This is a genomic window from Parasphingorhabdus sp. DH2-15 (assembly GCF_051668705.1).
In the GTDB taxonomy this organism is placed as follows: domain Bacteria; phylum Pseudomonadota; class Alphaproteobacteria; order Sphingomonadales; family Sphingomonadaceae; genus Alterisphingorhabdus.
In genome coordinates this window covers 1335736-1351856 of the sequence record NZ_CP196351.1, presented here as the reverse complement: position 1 = coordinate 1351856, position 16121 = coordinate 1335736, and the positions used below count along the sequence as shown (strand labels likewise).

At 49.3% G+C, this 16121-nt stretch carries 18 protein-coding genes; 3 read left to right on the top strand and 15 right to left on the bottom strand.

Going from position 1 to position 16121, the window contains the following annotated elements:
* The first annotated feature begins 7 nt into the window (after positions 1 to 7).
* Entirely contained in the window at positions 8 to 901 is an 894-nt protein-coding gene (locus ACR9YC_RS06300) for a DUF547 domain-containing protein (protein WP_438731346.1), read from the top strand.
* A gap of 78 nt (positions 902 to 979) precedes the next feature.
* Here the strand turns inward: ACR9YC_RS06300 and ACR9YC_RS06295 are convergent, their stop codons facing one another.
* Genes ACR9YC_RS06295 through ACR9YC_RS06285 form a run of 3 tightly spaced genes read right to left on the bottom strand, consistent with a single transcriptional unit; the run spans position 980 to position 4228 of the window.
* Positions 980 to 1786, bottom strand: coding sequence for a glycosyltransferase family 2 protein (locus ACR9YC_RS06295; RefSeq protein ID WP_438731343.1), 807 nt, complete (start codon positions 1784 to 1786; stop codon positions 980 to 982).
* Entirely contained in the window at positions 1779 to 3260 is a 1482-nt protein-coding gene (locus tag ACR9YC_RS06290) for a glycosyltransferase 87 family protein (RefSeq protein ID WP_438731340.1), read from the bottom strand. The genes ACR9YC_RS06295 and ACR9YC_RS06290 overlap by 8 nt, the downstream gene beginning before the upstream one ends.
* Before the next feature lie 44 nt (positions 3261 to 3304).
* Positions 3305 to 4228: a DUF547 domain-containing protein gene (locus tag ACR9YC_RS06285; RefSeq protein ID WP_438731658.1), complete on the bottom strand. Its 924-nt coding sequence runs from the start codon at positions 4226 to 4228 to the stop codon at positions 3305 to 3307.
* Positions 4229 to 4364: 136 nt separating this feature from the next.
* On the opposite strand from ACR9YC_RS06285, the gene parE reads away from it, so the two are divergent.
* Positions 4365 to 6353 (top strand): DNA topoisomerase IV subunit B, encoded by a 1989-nt coding sequence (gene parE, locus ACR9YC_RS06280; RefSeq protein WP_438731337.1) that lies wholly within the window; start codon positions 4365 to 4367, stop codon positions 6351 to 6353.
* Complete coding sequence (locus tag ACR9YC_RS06275; protein ID WP_438731334.1) at positions 6346 to 7686, top strand: serine hydrolase; 1341 nt, start codon at positions 6346 to 6348, stop codon at positions 7684 to 7686. Before parE ends, ACR9YC_RS06275 begins: the two co-directional genes overlap by 8 nt.
* 18 nt (positions 7687 to 7704) lie before the next feature.
* Here ACR9YC_RS06275 and ACR9YC_RS06270 read toward each other — a convergent pair whose 3' ends face one another.
* The 12 genes from ACR9YC_RS06270 to ACR9YC_RS06215 form a co-directional block, all read right to left on the bottom strand.
* The gene (locus tag ACR9YC_RS06270) at positions 7705 to 8532 is read right to left on the bottom strand and encodes a LysR family transcriptional regulator (protein ID WP_438731333.1); all 828 of its coding nucleotides are present in this window, start codon (positions 8530 to 8532) and stop codon (positions 7705 to 7707) included.
* Entirely contained in the window at positions 8529 to 8927 is a 399-nt protein-coding gene (gene apaG, locus ACR9YC_RS06265; protein WP_438731330.1) for a Co2+/Mg2+ efflux protein ApaG, read from the bottom strand. The genes ACR9YC_RS06270 and apaG overlap by 4 nt, the downstream gene beginning before the upstream one ends.
* A gap of 86 nt (positions 8928 to 9013) precedes the next feature.
* Positions 9014 to 9766 (bottom strand): DNA repair protein RecO, encoded by a 753-nt coding sequence (recO, locus tag ACR9YC_RS06260; protein WP_438731328.1) that lies wholly within the window; start codon positions 9764 to 9766, stop codon positions 9014 to 9016.
* A gap of 4 nt (positions 9767 to 9770) precedes the next feature.
* Complete coding sequence (uvrC, locus tag ACR9YC_RS06255; RefSeq protein ID WP_438731325.1) at positions 9771 to 11723, bottom strand: excinuclease ABC subunit UvrC; 1953 nt, start codon at positions 11721 to 11723, stop codon at positions 9771 to 9773.
* 66 nt (positions 11724 to 11789) lie between these two features.
* Positions 11790 to 12581 (bottom strand): glutaminyl-peptide cyclotransferase, encoded by a 792-nt coding sequence (locus ACR9YC_RS06250; RefSeq protein ID WP_438731322.1) that lies wholly within the window; start codon positions 12579 to 12581, stop codon positions 11790 to 11792.
* Positions 12582 to 12720: 139 nt separating this feature from the next.
* Positions 12721 to 13281 carry a F0F1 ATP synthase subunit B family protein gene (locus tag ACR9YC_RS06245; protein WP_438731319.1) on the bottom strand — a complete coding sequence of 187 codons (561 nt, stop codon included), beginning with the start codon at positions 13279 to 13281 and terminating at the stop codon, positions 12721 to 12723.
* Positions 13274 to 13747 carry a F0F1 ATP synthase subunit B family protein gene (locus tag ACR9YC_RS06240; protein ID WP_438731656.1) on the bottom strand — a complete coding sequence of 158 codons (474 nt, stop codon included), beginning with the start codon at positions 13745 to 13747 and terminating at the stop codon, positions 13274 to 13276. Before ACR9YC_RS06240 ends, ACR9YC_RS06245 begins: the two co-directional genes overlap by 8 nt.
* Before the next feature lie 99 nt (positions 13748 to 13846).
* Entirely contained in the window at positions 13847 to 14074 is a 228-nt protein-coding gene (locus ACR9YC_RS06235) for a F0F1 ATP synthase subunit C (protein ID WP_017670380.1), read from the bottom strand.
* Between the two features lie 31 nt (positions 14075 to 14105).
* The gene (locus ACR9YC_RS06230; RefSeq protein WP_438731316.1) at positions 14106 to 14894 is read right to left on the bottom strand and encodes a F0F1 ATP synthase subunit A; all 789 of its coding nucleotides are present in this window, start codon (positions 14892 to 14894) and stop codon (positions 14106 to 14108) included.
* Position 14895: 1 nt separating this feature from the next.
* Complete coding sequence (locus ACR9YC_RS06225) at positions 14896 to 15231, bottom strand: AtpZ/AtpI family protein (protein WP_438731314.1); 336 nt, start codon at positions 15229 to 15231, stop codon at positions 14896 to 14898.
* A 234-nt stretch (positions 15232 to 15465) separates the two neighbouring features.
* Positions 15466 to 15870, bottom strand: coding sequence for a YdbL family protein (locus tag ACR9YC_RS06220; protein WP_438731311.1), 405 nt, complete (start codon positions 15868 to 15870; stop codon positions 15466 to 15468).
* Complete coding sequence (locus ACR9YC_RS06215; protein WP_438731308.1) at positions 15870 to 16082, bottom strand: YnbE family lipoprotein; 213 nt, start codon at positions 16080 to 16082, stop codon at positions 15870 to 15872. The genes ACR9YC_RS06220 and ACR9YC_RS06215 overlap by 1 nt, the downstream gene beginning before the upstream one ends.
* Positions 16083 to 16121: the final 39 nt, after the last annotated feature.

Below are 16121 nucleotides of genomic sequence, written 5' to 3'. Positions count from 1 at the left end.
ACCCGATATGATGACTGCCCCCGCCACCATCCTGTCCTCGCCAAATAGCGCACCCACTAGGTTACCCCGCCTATTGGCAAAGACCATATTGGCATTGACCATAATATTTTCAGCATTTGTGATGGCCGCTCAGCCGGCATCTGCTCAATTGGGGCCCCCAAAGCAGAACCTCTGGGCACGCTGGACAAAAAGCGCAAAAACACCAACGATCAAAGTTGATAACAGCCTCTATTCGAGCTTTCTTGCACGCAATGTCGTTCGCGGCCGCACCGGTATCAATCTGGTGAAATATGGCAAGGTATCTGCTGCTGATAAGGCGAATTTGCGCAAATATATCAAGCAACTGGAAGCGGTTAATGTCGACCGTCTTACCAAAAATCAGCAAATGGCGTATTGGATTAACCTGTACAACGCCAAGACTGTTGATCTGGTTATCGAAGCCTATCCCGTTTCCTCAATCCGCAATGTGCGTAGCTTCCTAACCCTTGGCCCATGGGATGATAAGGTTTTGAAAGTGCGCGGCGTTTCACTTTCCTTGAACGATATTGAGCACCGGATTCTGCGCCCAATATGGAAAGATGTTCGCATTCACTATGCCGTAAACTGTGCATCTATTGGCTGCCCTAACCTCTCCAGCAGGCCCTATACCGCAGCGAACCTCAACGCAAAATTGGAAGCCGCCGCACGTAGCTTTATCAATCATGACCGCGCCTTTGTTGTAAAAGGTGGCGAGCTGCAAGCCTCGTCAATTTTCTCTTGGTATCAGTCCGATTGGGGCAGCCAAGGTGCTGTTCTGCGTCATGCTCGCCGCTATGCCAATGCAGCGACCAAAGCCAAATTGAAAGGTCGCACCAAAATTGACAGCTATGATTATAACTGGAATTTGAACCTCGCCAAATAATCTAAGGGCATCAAATAACTATAAAGGCCGGTTATGCAGAAAGCATGACCGGCTTTTTTATATGCACAGTGCGCGATATTACGCGGAGTTTTGGTGAATAGCCGCCAGTTTCTCATCGCGGCCAGGCAATGCTGCAGGCCGTGAGAATAATGGTCGCTTTGCTAAAGAGACATCTTGCAGCGCTGCCGAAAAAATTGTGCTCAATATATAATAACCGGCCAAGATTACACCGCTTACAGTTCCTGAAATCTTAGAGATACCAATTCTTTTGCGATAATCTACAGGAGCTTCACTGACTGACAAACCGTGTTGCAGAGCTTTGATCTGCATTTCCACTGTCCAGCCAAAGGTTGGTGATCGCATTTCAAGTATGTCGAGCGCATCGACCAATATGGCGCGAAATGGCCCAAGATCGGTATAGCGAAAGCCCCAAAATAATTTGATCAGAGAGCATGCCAAGCTGTTGCCGAAATATTGCTGTGGTGTAAGTGCGCCTGGTGCACGATTTCCTCGCATACGTGAGCCGATGACCATGTCATTCTGACCGGACAGGATAGGCTCCACCAGTCGCTGCATCTGGTCAGGATAATCGCTGCGATCACCATCGAGAAAAACGATAATATCACTGCCTAATTCTTTTGCTACCGCGATGCCGGCAAGACAGGCTCTACCATATCCTGCAACAGGTGCGGAAGTCACAATCGCGCCATTTGCTTGCGCAATATTTACAGTGTCATCGGTTGAACCATTATCGGCTATAACAACATGATCACACCATTGCGGAATTTCAGGCAACATCTTCACCAAGGCATGCTGCTCATTTCTAGCAGGTATAATAACCGTAATGATGGCATTTTGTTTGAGAGGCGTAGATGGTTTAGACATTAACACCATTCTTTCCTCTAAGCATCTGGAAAGCAAGGGCTATCCAGACAGGTATTGCACACACCGCTGCGGGCAACCATTGCAGAAAGGACGTTTCTGGCAATGATTGAGCATAAAAATCCATATAGTAAAAGCCACAGGTGGCCGTGAGCAAAATGGCAGCAAAGTTCGGACGCAACACTGCGAACGGCAGCAACCACAATGTATACCAAGGATATCCCGTCGGCAGAACAAGCCATAATAAAGTGATCGTCAATATGCTGGCATCTATTATCTTATTGGCGCGCATATGGTGAAACGTTGTTAGGCTTTTGGCTCCATCAACCTGTAATTTTTCATACCACCAGACACGCACAATAAAGAAAAGGAAAAGCCCTGCTATAAGCAAGCGAACCAATGTTCCGCTAAGCGGAGTAATGTAGGATAACCCACCATCTACTAGCGTGAAGGCAAAGCTATTGCGTTGCCAATCTTGCCCAAAACGAGTCAATCCAGCGCCCTCACCCAAGGCTAGCAATTGTGGTAGCATCAGAAAAAGCAATATAGCAACGCCAGTAGCAACATAAGCGATAGAGCGTATATCGCGTTTCGCGATAAAGGGCATGAGCATGAGCGGCCATATCTTAATAGCTGCTGCCAAACCTAGAGCCAATTGCGCAAAAAATTCGCGGCGCGATATGATCATCAACAATGCCAATGCGATAAAAGGCATCAGCAGAACATCCATGTGCATGGTATTGGCAAACTCTTTAAGCACCATTGGGTGCCACCAATATAGTGCCAATCCGAAGCTTTTTTGTCCTGCAGTGCGCAAAGCAAAAGCCATGAAGATAAAAGCAAGGATTTCAGCGATCAAACTGACAATTCGTAAACCAACAATATCAAAAGGTGCGATCATATAAGCAAGAGCAAAGCCTGCCTGCGCCAAAGGCGGATAGATGGTTGTGATGTTGGGATTGTTGGTACGCAGCAAAGCCTCCTCACCGCGCTTTGCCAAATCTTCATACCCTGTTGGCAACGGATCAGCATCAACTTTGAGCTGATTAAGCAACTGCTCAACATCCGGAGCAACAGCAAATTTATCAGGTGCGTGCTCATAAGGGTTGAGAGATTCTGCACTAACGGCCCCGTCCCACATGTAACGATAAAAATCATCTTCAAGAATGGGGCTAGATGCGAATAGTGCCGCGCGCGCAATCAAACCTATCGCAAAAACGAATAGAGCAGTTTTCCAAAAATCGTCTCGGTTAGGGATATATTTATGCGCAGTATCAAGATGTTTTCGTGCAAGAACAAACCATGTGACAAAAAGGATATTGGCGCTGACCAAAAGCCCTGTAAAGGTCAATATAGGCCGATCAAAGAGCGGTATATTCCATGCAAATTGCACAGATATAGCTGCACAGAAAGCAGAGAATATAATCGTCAGAAAGGTTCCCGCAACCCACCAAAGATTACGGGATCCTATTACCATCAGACTATCCTACAATTAGCAATCTACTTGATTATGGCGTCTGTTTATGAGCCGCCGCCACCTCCGCCAGAGAATCCGCCACCGCCTCCAGAAAAGCCGCCACCAGCGCCTCCAAAACCGCCACGACCGCGACCAGCTGCAAGACTGCGCTCTTTACGTTCGTTCAAACTCCAATTGGCTTTAGGCTGTAATCGTGCAGTTTGTGACCATTTCGCTGCTAATTTTGGTGACGCCAAGGATTTCGCATGAGAAACCAAACCAGCCTCACCGCCAAAATGATCCTGATAATCGACCAGGAATTGCGCTATTGTCACTTTACCTTTGCTTGCCTTAACCACGTCTTTGCGATTAACAAATTTGCGGCCCAAAGCTTCCAAATCTTCTTTTACAGAAGCCCCGTCAAACGCTTTTACTGGGAAGTCTGGGCTACCTTGCGTCGGAACAAAAAGGCCGAACACCAAATTGGGTTCATCCTTCCAATGTGTTAGCAAAATGTTGTCGACATCACTAATACTCAAATCTTCCTCCGAAATGGTAATCAGAGGTGTATTAAGAAAGCCGCTATTAGGTTGTAATAATAGCTTCGGATCGGCCGATGGATATGCCGAACTGGTACTGTGTAGAACCATTAGTGTACGGAGATTTAGCCAAAAAGCGAGCTGCTCATCACGATTGAGTTTAGCAGGTGGAATATTTTCAAATCCGCTCACGACACTTTCAATAGCACGCTGGCCTGCGCCTTTCATCACGCTGTAACGTACTACGCTGCGGCCACGCTCTTCGATAACAAAGGCTTCCAGAATTTGATCAATAACAGAATAGGAGATTGCTGAAATACTGTTCTCATCATGAACAGCGAATTTTTCAACCTGTGTGGGGTTTCCAAATTGCGCGACGGCGCTTTGCCCTGCCGCCAAAATGGCTAATCCAGCTAATCCAGTGAACAATATCTTTTTAGCAGCCTGCATTTTCAACCTCCAGATTATAGTCTCGTTGCTTGGGTTTCGCACGCCATGGTAAAAAAGTTACAACCTGTCATAAGACTGTGGAGATAAATGGCGATCTTCCTTGTACAGCGGCTTGTTCGCGCACTAATGTGACCGCATGGATAATGATGATGATCTCTTTGCTAGCGCCCCACAATCCAGTTCGGGAAATTATGATGCCACCGCCATTGAGGTGCTGGAAGGGCTTGAGCCGGTTCGCAAGCGCCCAGGTATGTACATTGGCGGCATTGATGAGCGCGCCCTGCACCATCTTGCAGCAGAAGTGTTGGACAACAGCATGGACGAAGCCGTTGCCGGCCATGCTAACCGAATTGAGATTTTCCTAGAGCCTGACAATAGACTGACCATTTCAGACAATGGTCGCGGTATTCCCGTCGACCCACATCCAAAATATCCTGGCAAGTCTGCTTTGGAGGTGATTTTGACAACATTGCATTCGGGCGGCAAATTTACTGACAAGGCCTATGCGACTAGCGGCGGTTTGCACGGCGTTGGTGTATCCGTTGTTAATGCTCTATCGAGCGAAACACGTGTCGAAGTCGCTCGCGAAAAGTCACTATATGTCCAGAAATTCTCTCAAGGGAAGTCACTGGCACCGCTCGAAAAGGTGGGCAGCGCGCCAAACCGGCGCGGTACAAGCATAAGATTTGTTCCTGATACAGAGATTTTTGGTGAAAAAGCGAAGTTCAAGCCTGCGCGATTATTCAGGCTTGCACGTTCAAAGGCTTATTTGTTTGCAGGCGTAGAAATACGCTGGCGCTGCTCCCCTGAACTCACCAGTGACGATGTTCCAGAGCAAGCCACATTCTGCTTCCCCGGCGGCCTGTCGGATCATCTGCGCGAGCAGCTTGGTTCACGTGAATGTGCGACATCAGAATTCTTTCACGGCAAACAAGACTTTCCAGACGCCGAGGGCCGCGTTGAATGGGCTGTCGCTTGGCCATTATGGAGCGAAGGCAGCCATAGCTGGTATTGTAACACCATCCCTACCCCTGATGGCGGTACGCATGAAAATGGCATGCGCGCAGCTTTGTTAAAATCGCTCCGTGCTTTTGGTGAATTGGTCAATCTGAAAAAGGCCAGTCAGTTGGTCGCCGATGATATTATGACAGGCGCGGAAATGATGCTGTCCGTCTTTATCCGTGACCCGCAATTTCAAAGCCAGACGAAAGATCGCTTAACCTCAGCCAATGCTGCCAAGTTGGTGGAAAATGCCGTGCGTGACCATTTTGATCATTTTCTGTCCGATAATATGGACCGCGGCAAAGCTTTGCTCGGCATAGTTTTGGAGCGGATGGACGAACGCCTAAAACGCAAGGCGGAGCGTGAGGTAAAACGCAAAACTGCGACATCGTCGCGCAAATTGCGATTGCCCGGCAAATTAACTGATTGCACCGGTGGCAAAGATGTCACCACAGAATTGTTCATTGTAGAGGGTGACAGCGCTAGCGGTTCCGCCAAACAGGCACGTGACCGCATTACACAGGCCATCCTGCCAATTCGCGGCAAAATCCTCAACGTTGCTTCCGCCACAAGCGCGAAAATCCATGCCAATCAGGAAATTGCCGACATTGCCCAAGCCTTGGGTTGTGGCATGGGTAAGCAATGCGATCATACTGCTCTGCGCTATGACCGCATCATCGTGATGACCGATGCTGATGTTGATGGGGCGCATATTGCGACCTTGTTGATGACATTCTTTTTCCAGGAAATGTCAGAACTGGTGAAGAACGGTCATCTCTATCTCGCGCAGCCACCGCTATATCGTCTCGTGTCTGGCGCACAAAGTACCTATGCGCGGGATGATGCACATCGTGCGGAGCTTGAGAAAACCCTATTCAAAGGCAAAAAGGTCGAGGTCAGTCGCTTTAAAGGTTTGGGGGAGATGAATCCCAAACAACTGCGCGAAACGACAATGGACCCAAAAAGCCGGACATTATTGAAAATCAAGCTGCCTCGTGAATATCAGGATCGGGCTGGCACAAAGGATTTGATTGATCGTCTGATGGGCAAGCATCCTGAGCACAGGTTCCGTTTTATTCAAGATAATGCGTCAGAAGTGGATCGGGACACTATTGATGCCTAACCATGCAAAAGGATATTTAAAGACCCTTTTGCTGGCTCTGTTTTTCAGCAGCCAAATTTTATTGCCTCAGGGTTCGGCTATAGCCAGCCCGCAATTAGCGCCTGCACCTAATAGCGCTGACGCCCCGATGCAACGCAGGATCAACGATATTTTTGCATTGTTGCAAGGTGAAGACATTAAAAGCGACATATTCAATCAGAATTTTCGCAATGCTGTTTCCACAGAGCAATTGCGCCTTATTGTTAGTCAATTGACCAGTCAGCACGGAAAGCCTCTGACTATTCTTTCCATCACCGAACGCGACCCCAATTATGCCACCTTTCGTGTGCAATATGAGAAATCAATCGGGCAGTTTATCATTTCTCTTGAACCCAATGATCCCAATGTAATCTCTGGTTTCAGAATTACAGGTTTTGCGAGCGCAGACAGCAGCATAGATGAAGTGCTGCAATCAATCGCTGATCTGCCCGGTCGAACGGGAGTAAGCGTAACAGAGATTAAAAACGGAACATTGCTATCAATAGCCGGAAAAGACAGCACATCACGTTTTGCGATTGCCTCTACCTTCAAACTCTACATCCTCGCAGAATTGGATCGCCAGATACAGTCTGGCCAACGCAAATGGTCTGATGTTGTCAGGCTTGGTCCAAAATCCCATCCTTCCGGAGTTAGTCAGGACTGGCCTGACAATATGCCCATGACATTGCAGACATTGGCAACTCTTATGATCTCAGTTAGCGATAATAGCGCGACCGATACATTGATCCGCATATTGGGGCAGGATGCACTGCAATCGATCGTGCGCAAAGCAGGACACAATAAGCCGTCCGAATTCACACCATTTTTGATGACACGCCAAGTTACCGCGCTAAAAACACCGGGCAATGCAGCGCTTCGTGATATATATCTTGGCCAAAAGGGCGAGAAGCGAAGTGTCTATTTGCGCCAGATAGACCCTTTATTGACGTTGGAAAGTATCGACTTCGGGTTTCTAACCGCACGGCCGACATTGGTGAATGAAATTGAATGGTTTGCCAGCCCTGATGATATTGTCCGGCTGCTCGCTTATCTAGATGATAATGCGAGCGATACAGCGCGGGAAATCATGGCAATAAACAATGGTGCTGGCCCCCTTGCAGCCGAGCAGTGGCAATATCTGGGCTATAAAGGTGGGTCGGAAGCAGGTGTTATGTCTTTGAACTTTCTGACAAAGTCATGGCAAGGCCGAAAATATATCATCTCAATGCACTGGAATGATGTTAATCAGCCTGTTGACGAAGGCCGCTTTCTGGCACTTGCGACACGATTGCTCAATCTCTTGTCAGATCGCTAGAGATTGCCCTCGACCGGATTACTCAGCACTCAGTGCAGCAACCAAGGCTTTGACCTTTTTCTGCCTCCATTGCGGCAATGGTGCAACCATCCAATAAGAACGGCGCGATGGTCGGGCTGCTTTATGGACAATGACACGGCCGGCGCTAAGATCCTGCTGTGCTAACAAAAGCGGCACACTGGCATAGCCCAGACCAGCAGCGGCCATTTCAATAGCCAAGCCAGCATCACCAACTTGCAAATAGGGCTCTTCTTCTTGCTTCTGACTGCGTTCTTCTCTTGGACAGCCCGGCCACACTATCTGTGCATTTTTTTGATTGTCATGTGCGTCAAAATTGGGAGCGCAAACGCAAACAAATTCACCCTCAGCCAATACCATGCCTTCATGATCGCCCGGCCCTTCAGCCAGCATGATCGCTATATCCAGATTCGCCTCAGTAAAATCGACATCGCCATCGAGATCAACCAAGTTATAGCGAATTTCCGGATTGGCCTTGGCAAAGTCTGCCAATTTTGCATGCAACCACTTTTCCGTAAAATCGCGCGGCGCGGCTATGGTCAGTCTATAGCTTGATTGACCGGCCTGTATGGCGCGTACAGCCTCTTCAAACTGCAAGAAGCCGCTTCTTAGGGCATCAAGCCCCATCAAAGCCTCATCAGTGAGTTCCAACCCCTTAGGTGTACGGCGGAAAAGGATAACCCCCAGCAAATCCTCCAGAGCGCGTATTTGCTGGCCAACTGCGGCTGGTGTCACAGCAAGTTCATCAGCAGCTCTGGTGAAACTTAAATGGCGTGCAGCAGCATCAAACACACGCAAGCCGTTAAGCGGCAATAATGTGCGTTTCATCTTGCTATTGCCGGTGCCACTAGCGGGAAGCGCGGGATGGTCGCATTCACTATACTGTCATCATCGCGCATAAGGCGAAATATGCCTTCCATCCTGCCGGTTGGCGTATTCAATGGACAGCCAGAGACATAATCATGGGTTTCTCCGGGCTGAAGATAGGGCTGCTCTCCCACAACGCCCTCGCCATCAACATGATGCTGGCCGCCTCTACCATCGGTTATAAGCCAATGCCTAGTCAAAAGTTTGACCGCCATATCTCCATGATTCTCGATCCGCACATGATAGGCCCAGAACCAACGCGCATCATCACTGCGTGATTGCTCGGGCAAAAAGCTCACGGCCACACGCACAATTACGTCTTCCGTTTCGGCGCTATAATCAAAGAGACTCTGCATAAAGAAATTATGCCGATAAAATCCGACAATGCAAAGCCTCTGTCTCGCAAAAGTGAAATTAATCGTATCATGGCCAGATCATGTGGTCACAGCAAAGCCGTTCTCAAGCGCTCTATCAAACGATCCCGCCCCGCAAAAATATCCTGACCACGTTCCGAAAAACAGTGTTTTTTGAGAAAATACCCCGTGAGGTCCAGCCCATTACACAGGTCTTGCGAAGATGGGCGCGACTCTTCGCTGACAGCAGCTTCACTCAGGAAAGATGGCAATGGCAATAATATCTTACGATAAGTACCCGCAGCCGCTTCGCTAACAGCGCGGCCAGTGCGCGGGCTCACATAAGTCAGGTCATGCTCGTCCCCCGTAACCGCGCAGACGTCCAAGTCGAGGCCGAAACCTAGTTGCGCCAACAATAATAATTCATAGCGTATAAGAGCCTCTGCCCAGCCACGGGCAGACGGAGCCATAGTCACAGCGTCCAACAAAGCTGCACATCCAGTGTAAAGTTGCGGATAGCTTTGGCCCTCGGGCAGCATGAAGGCCGCGCCATGACATATCCAGCTTATGGCCTCACTCGCCAAGGCTTCGGAATAATGCGGCGCTCTGGACAATTGCAGCTCACCCTGCAAGCTGGCCAACTGTCCTTCGACACGGCTTTTCAATTGACCGTTAATGATATTGCCCGGTTGCCAAATTGGTCGCCGTGCCCGTGCATGACCGCCGCGAACATAGCCTGCGCAAAGCCCCTGCTCACTGGTCATCAAGCGCACAATGACCGAACTTTCCCCATGCCGTTTAACGGTGCAGACAATAGCGCGATCAAAGGGGGTTATATGCACGTGCTTAGCCGTGGAAGAAATCGTAAACGCTGTCAGCCATTGCGGCCGAAATTCCGGGCGCACGGCGCAGATCATCGCGTGAAGCATTGCGCACGGCACGCGCCGTACCAAAATGCATTAACAATGCCTTTTTGCGCGTTGGACCAATGCCCGGAACTTCATCAAGCGGACTTGTGCCCATAGCAGCCGTTCGTTTCTTACGATGGGCCCCAATAGCGAAACGATGCGCCTCGTCACGCAGCCTTTGCAGAAAGAAAAGCAACGCATTGTTCATCGGCAATGTCGCCTCGCGGCCATCTGGAAAGTAGAAAGTCTCTCTTCCCGCATTGCGATCCGGCCCCTTGGCGACGCCAACAAAAGGCACATCGTCAATGCCCAGTTCCGCCATAACCCCTTCAACAGCGCTTACCTGCCCCTTGCCGCCATCAATCAACAGCAAGTCCGGCCAGTTACCCGATGTCCTCTCGGGGTCTTCCTGCTGAGCGCGGGCAAAACGGCGGTGGAGCATCTCGCGCATCATCGCGAAATCATCACCCGGTACCGTTGATTCATCCTTGATGTTAAATTTGCGATAGGCGTTTTTGATAAAACCTTCCGGGCCGGCCACGATCATCGCGCCCAGCGCATGGCTGCCCTGAATATGGCTATTATCGTAAACCTCGATGCGTTGCGGCGGACCGTCAAGTTCCAGAAAATCGGCAAGCGCCTGAATATTTTTTTGTTGGCTGCTCGATTCCGCGACACGCCGTTGCAATGCTTCAGCAGCATTGCGCGCAGCATCGCTTATCAGCTTTTTACGCCCACCACGCACTGGCACTGCAATCTCCAATGCGCCGCTAACCCTGTCGGACAGGGCTTCATTGACCAGCTCTTGCTCATGCAGCGGCCGATCAACCAAAATCAGTTTCGGCGGCGGCACGTCTTGATAAAACTGCATGATGAAGCTGGTTAAAATCTGGCCGGGGTCGACATCATTAACATGCGCAGGGAAGAAACTGCGATTGCCCCAATTTTGCCCTGCGCGGATAAAAAATGCTTGAATACAGGCCGTTCCACCTTGCTGCGCCAAAGCAAAAATATCGGCATCGCTTACGCCCTTGGCCTGAACCGCCTGCCCGCTTTGGATGAAGGTCAGCGCCTTGAGACGGTCACGATAACGTGCCGCTGTTTCAAAATCGAGTGCATCAGATGCGGTCTGCATCTGCGCCGCCAAACGTTCCTGCACATCCGTAGACTTGCCCTGCAAGAAATTACGCGAGTCGCGCACCAAAGATGCGTAATCCTCTTTGCTGATACGATCTACGCATGGCGCAGAGCAGCGCTTTATCTGGTAAAGCAGGCATGGACGCGAGCGGTTATTGAAAAAACTGTCACTGCACGACCGCAGCAGAAACAGCTTTTGCAAGGCATTTAAGGTCGATGTGACTGATCCTGCACTGGCAAAGGGGCCGAAATATTCCCCCTTATATTTGCGCGCACCCCGATATTTGTACATGCGGGGAAAATCATGATCATCGCGTAGCAAGATATAGGGGAAACTTTTATCATCACGCAGCAGCACATTATAGGGTGGACGGTAGCGCTTGATGAGCTGCGCCTCCATCAGCAAGGCCTCAGCCTCGCTAGAAGTGCTGACAATCGCCATGCTGCGCGTCTGCGCTACCATACGCAATAACCTACCGGGCAGTCGCGCTTGCTGCGTATAGCTGGTCACTCGGTGCTTCAGTGCTCGCGCCTTTCCAACATAAAGCACATCGCCACGGGCATCGAGCATGCGATAGACCCCGGGAGTGGATGATAGGCTTTTAACGACTGATTGAATGACCGATATGCCGCGATCTATATCCGGCAACTCACTGCCACGCACCGCATAGGTCGCTTTTTCTTCGCGAAACCTGTCCGGAGCATCGGGCAAGGGCCCCTTCTCATCAGGGCGGTCAGGATCATCAACAGACATGCCCACTTTATGGCGATTGCAAGCGCTTTAGAAAAGGGAAAGCCGGATAAACCGCGCAATAAATGTTCAGAGCTTTGCCGCTGGCAAGGTTTTGCATCCCGCATCTTTGGTGGGCGGCCCTTTTCTCAATTCAAAAAGCCATGGCCAACGCTTACCAGTGACCAATAATCTTTCACCCTTCGCGTCCCAAGCGATACCATTAAGGACAGCATTAAAATCGCTAGAGGCTATCGCATCTGTCAAAGGTTTGAGGTTTATAACGGAGGAGATGGCACCGCTGTCTGGGTTAATGCCAACAATCTGGCTGCTCATCCAGATATTCGCCCATATTTTGCCATCTATCCATTCCAGCTCATTCAAGCGTGCAATAGGCCGGCCATTGGCCGTGACCGCAATACGCCGCTTTTCCGAAAAATCTTCAGGGTCAATGAAGCGCAGCTGATTTGTGCCATCGCTCATAATAAGCTCATTGTCAGTGCGGGTAAGTCCCCAGCCCTCTCCAGCATAGGAAAAACGAGATTTCTCTTTGAAGTCATTAAGATTCCAGCGAAATCCGACACCGGCTTTCCAGCTTAAAGACAATATTTCATCTTTCCACTGTACTGAGCCTTCACCAAAAAAAGGCGGTGGAACATTGGCTGATTGCTCAACTTCACCACTTTCAAGGTTGATGCGCCTTATGGTCGACTGCCCGACATGGCCGGTACTTTCATAAAGAGCGCCGTCATAGAAGAAGAGGCCTTGGGTAAAGGCTTTTGGATCATGCGGGTAACAGGCCGCGACATGATAGCTATTGTCGAGCACGGGTTTGACGGTTTCAGGCGGTCGCTGCTGTGCATTTGCGAGTTGCACGCCCATGCAAAGCAATATGCATGATGCTATCAAGCGTGAAAAATGATGAAATATGGCGGCTATCATGTTTGCACAATAGCCTGCACTATATTGAATTGGAATGAACAATCACGCCATATTCGCGTGACGGCGCACAGAAATGATTTTAATGGACTGATTTGCCGAGTGCAGTGGTGAGGCCGTCAATCGTTTCATTCACTAAAGCACCGTCTTTATCTTTATCATGCTGCTTTTCTATCAACGCTTGCGACGCTGCAATGGCTGTATCTGCGACATGACTTTGAATATCAGCGATTGCCGCGCGTTCAGCAGCGTCAATTTTCTGAGCAGCCAGTTTTTTGCGGCGTGCAATCAAAGCAGTGGCATTATCTTTGGCTTCAGCAACAATCATTTCTGCTTCTTGTTCTGCCCGTTGCTTCATTTCGTCAGCTTCGGTGACAGCACAAGCCAGTTTTGACTCATATTCTGAACGGATTTTTTCAGCTTCTTCCCGAAGATTCTTGGCTTCGTCGAGATGCGAGCGAATCTCTGCAATTTGTTTATCGAGTGAGGCTCCGATCATTGCTGGCACCTTTTTCCAGAGGATGATACCGATTAGGATCAACATGGAAATTGAAACCCATGCCGTAGCAGTTATGCCGAACACGGCATTCTCTACATAGGGCTCACCGCCAGATTCAACGGCAATCAAAACCAAATCAAGCATTCTTCATCGCTCCCTTAACCGCAGTGCGTGCCTGCGCTTTGGTCACTTTCGATCCGGTCAGCTTTGCAAAAATGTCCTGCGTTGCTTCTGTTGCAGAACTTTCAAGCTCTGCCAGAGCAGCATCACGCTGAGTTGCCAGTTCTGCTTCAGCAGCCGCCATGGTTTCTGCAACACGTTTGTCTGCATCATTCAAACGGCGCTCTGCACTTTTTGCAGCTTTTTCACGGCTTGCAATGATGACACTATGCGCTTCATCACGAGCCTCTGCCTGACGGGCTTTATAAGCCTCTTCCAACTCATCCGCCTGATTATGGGCAAGACGCGCGGCGGCCATATCGTCAGAAATACGTTTTTCACGCATCTGCACAGTGCCTTGAATCTTAGGCATCATGCCCCGCCCTATGACGAGATAGATAAGACCAAAACAAATCACCAGCCAGAATAGCTGTGACCCATAGGTTTCCATAATTTGAGCAATTTGTGGCACGACGTATACCCGTCAGTCAGAATGGTTTGCCGGTTGTTGCAAAGACAATAAATTGTCTAGCGACAACCAGCAAAAAAATTAGGCAACGAAAATCAGGATCATTGCGACAACGAATGCCAGCAGACCCAAAAGTTCAGCAGCAGCGAAGCCGATGAACAAACGGCCTTGCTGACCGTCAGCCGCTGCAGGATTACGCAGAGCGCTTTCCAAGAACGAGCCAAAAACATTACCAACACCGATGGCGGCCATACCAGCACCGATAGCGGCCAAACCGGCACCGATGAGCTTTGCTGCTTCTGCGTCCATTATACTTACTCCTTAACGATAAAAAATGAAATTAGTGAAGATTAACTGCGTCATTGATGTAGAGCGATGTCAGCAGGGCAAACACATAGGCTTGCACCACAGCCACCAGAATTTCCAAAGCACTAATACCCACCATCAATGTCAGGCTGGGTATACCAATAAGCACGCCATAAGCTGCGCCAGCGCTTGTCGAATTGATCACAAAGCCCGCCAAAACTTTCAACAAGATATGGCCAGCGGTCATGGCGACAAAAAGCCGCAGACCAAGGCTGAAGGGGCGCACTAGGAATGACAATAACTCAACCACAAAAATGAATGGGATCATTGGTAGTGGAGTGCCCTCCGGAACGAAGAGCGAGAAGAAGTGAAAACCGTGACGCCAGAAACCAACAATCAAAACAATGGAGAAGCTGACTATTGCCAAAATCCCAGTGATTGTAAGGTGACTGGTCACAGTGAAAGGATGGAGACCCAAAACACCGACTGGCATCAGGCCCAAAATATTGGCGAACAATATGAACATAAAAAGTGAAAATACATAAGGCGCATATTTGCGGCCTTGCTCACCAATATTGGTAATCATCATATCATCAATGAAATTGGTGAAGCCTTCGACCATCACTTGCCAACGGCCAGGCACAAGCTCGCGGCGCATTCCGCCTTGCATGAAGATCCACAGCGATACGAGTGTCAGCAACATCCACACCGCGCTGTTGGTCAGTGTGATGAACTGGCCACCAATTTCGAAACCGAGACCGGGCACAACCGGTTCGATCAAAAATTGGTGCATCGGATCAATTTTACCTGATTCGCCGGCCACATTAACCTCTATCTTCTTTATCTGGCTTACCAGTCGTTGTGCTGGTCAGGCGCAGAATATTTTTAAAAGCGACAATGATGCCCAGAAACAAGAACACCAACATTAGCCATGGCGTAGTATCCAGCCAGCGATCAAACAGCCAGCCAAACAACAACCCGCCTGCAACACCTGCTATCAAATCGGCCAAAACGCGGCTCCCAATGCGATAATTGGGGTCCGCTTCTACTCTGCCGCCAGATTTTTTTGGTTGCAGCGCAGCATCAAGCCGATCCAGCCTGTCATCTATGGAATCGAGGCGCGGGTCGTCTGCCTTTGGGTTATCGTCGGAATTGCTCATAAGTCTAATGTCTCAACAGCTATAAAGCCATAGTGTCAACGCTAAACCTATGCGCACTCCGCCTAGGCGCGGCCCGTTTAGATAGACCATGGCTGCAAGTCAACATCTCAAGAGAGCAATTGCGCAAAGCTGCGCATAATCATTGATAATAAATAAAGCGCCGCAAACCAGTGACTGGGCGCAGCGCTTTATCTATAAATCGGCTTTGAGGCCAAATTCATCTGATATAATGCATTAAGGACAGCGTGCGTCACGCTGTGGCGGAGAACCATCTCGGGTCATCCATTGCCCATTTGGCGCAAGATATTTCTCCCCCGGAGATGTCTGCGCAATAAGATTGCAGCCCGTGGTAAAGGCAATATCTTGAACGGTAACGCCTTTTTGCGCCGCCAATTCCGTATATTTGGCTTTACGTTTAATATTCACAGAATTAACCAGCTTGCGTGCTTCGGCATTACCGCTGCTCACGACTTCCAAATAGCCATCCGGCTTTTCACCAATAATGCCGGCAGATTTTGCTGACTTATAACTAAGGTCTTGCGCCGATACGGGAACAGGTGCCGCAATCATTGCAGTGACAGCCAGCGGCAGTAAAAATTTTCGCGCCAATTTTGCGCCAGAAATATTCTTTATTAGCATCAGAAAATATCCTCATTTTCTTCGATCAAATTTTTCGCATCGCCATCAAGACGATACACAACTTCCTGCTGAATGTTGATATTCAGCTCGATAACAATCGGCTTATCCGGAGCCGCGAGTGTAATACAGCCGCTGAGCGATATACAGGCCATCATGGCCAAAGTCATATTGGACAACCCGCATGACAGCTGCGTTTGTGATTTTTGTTTCATCCATGCAATCATTATGGATTATCCTCACTTTCTGGAGTC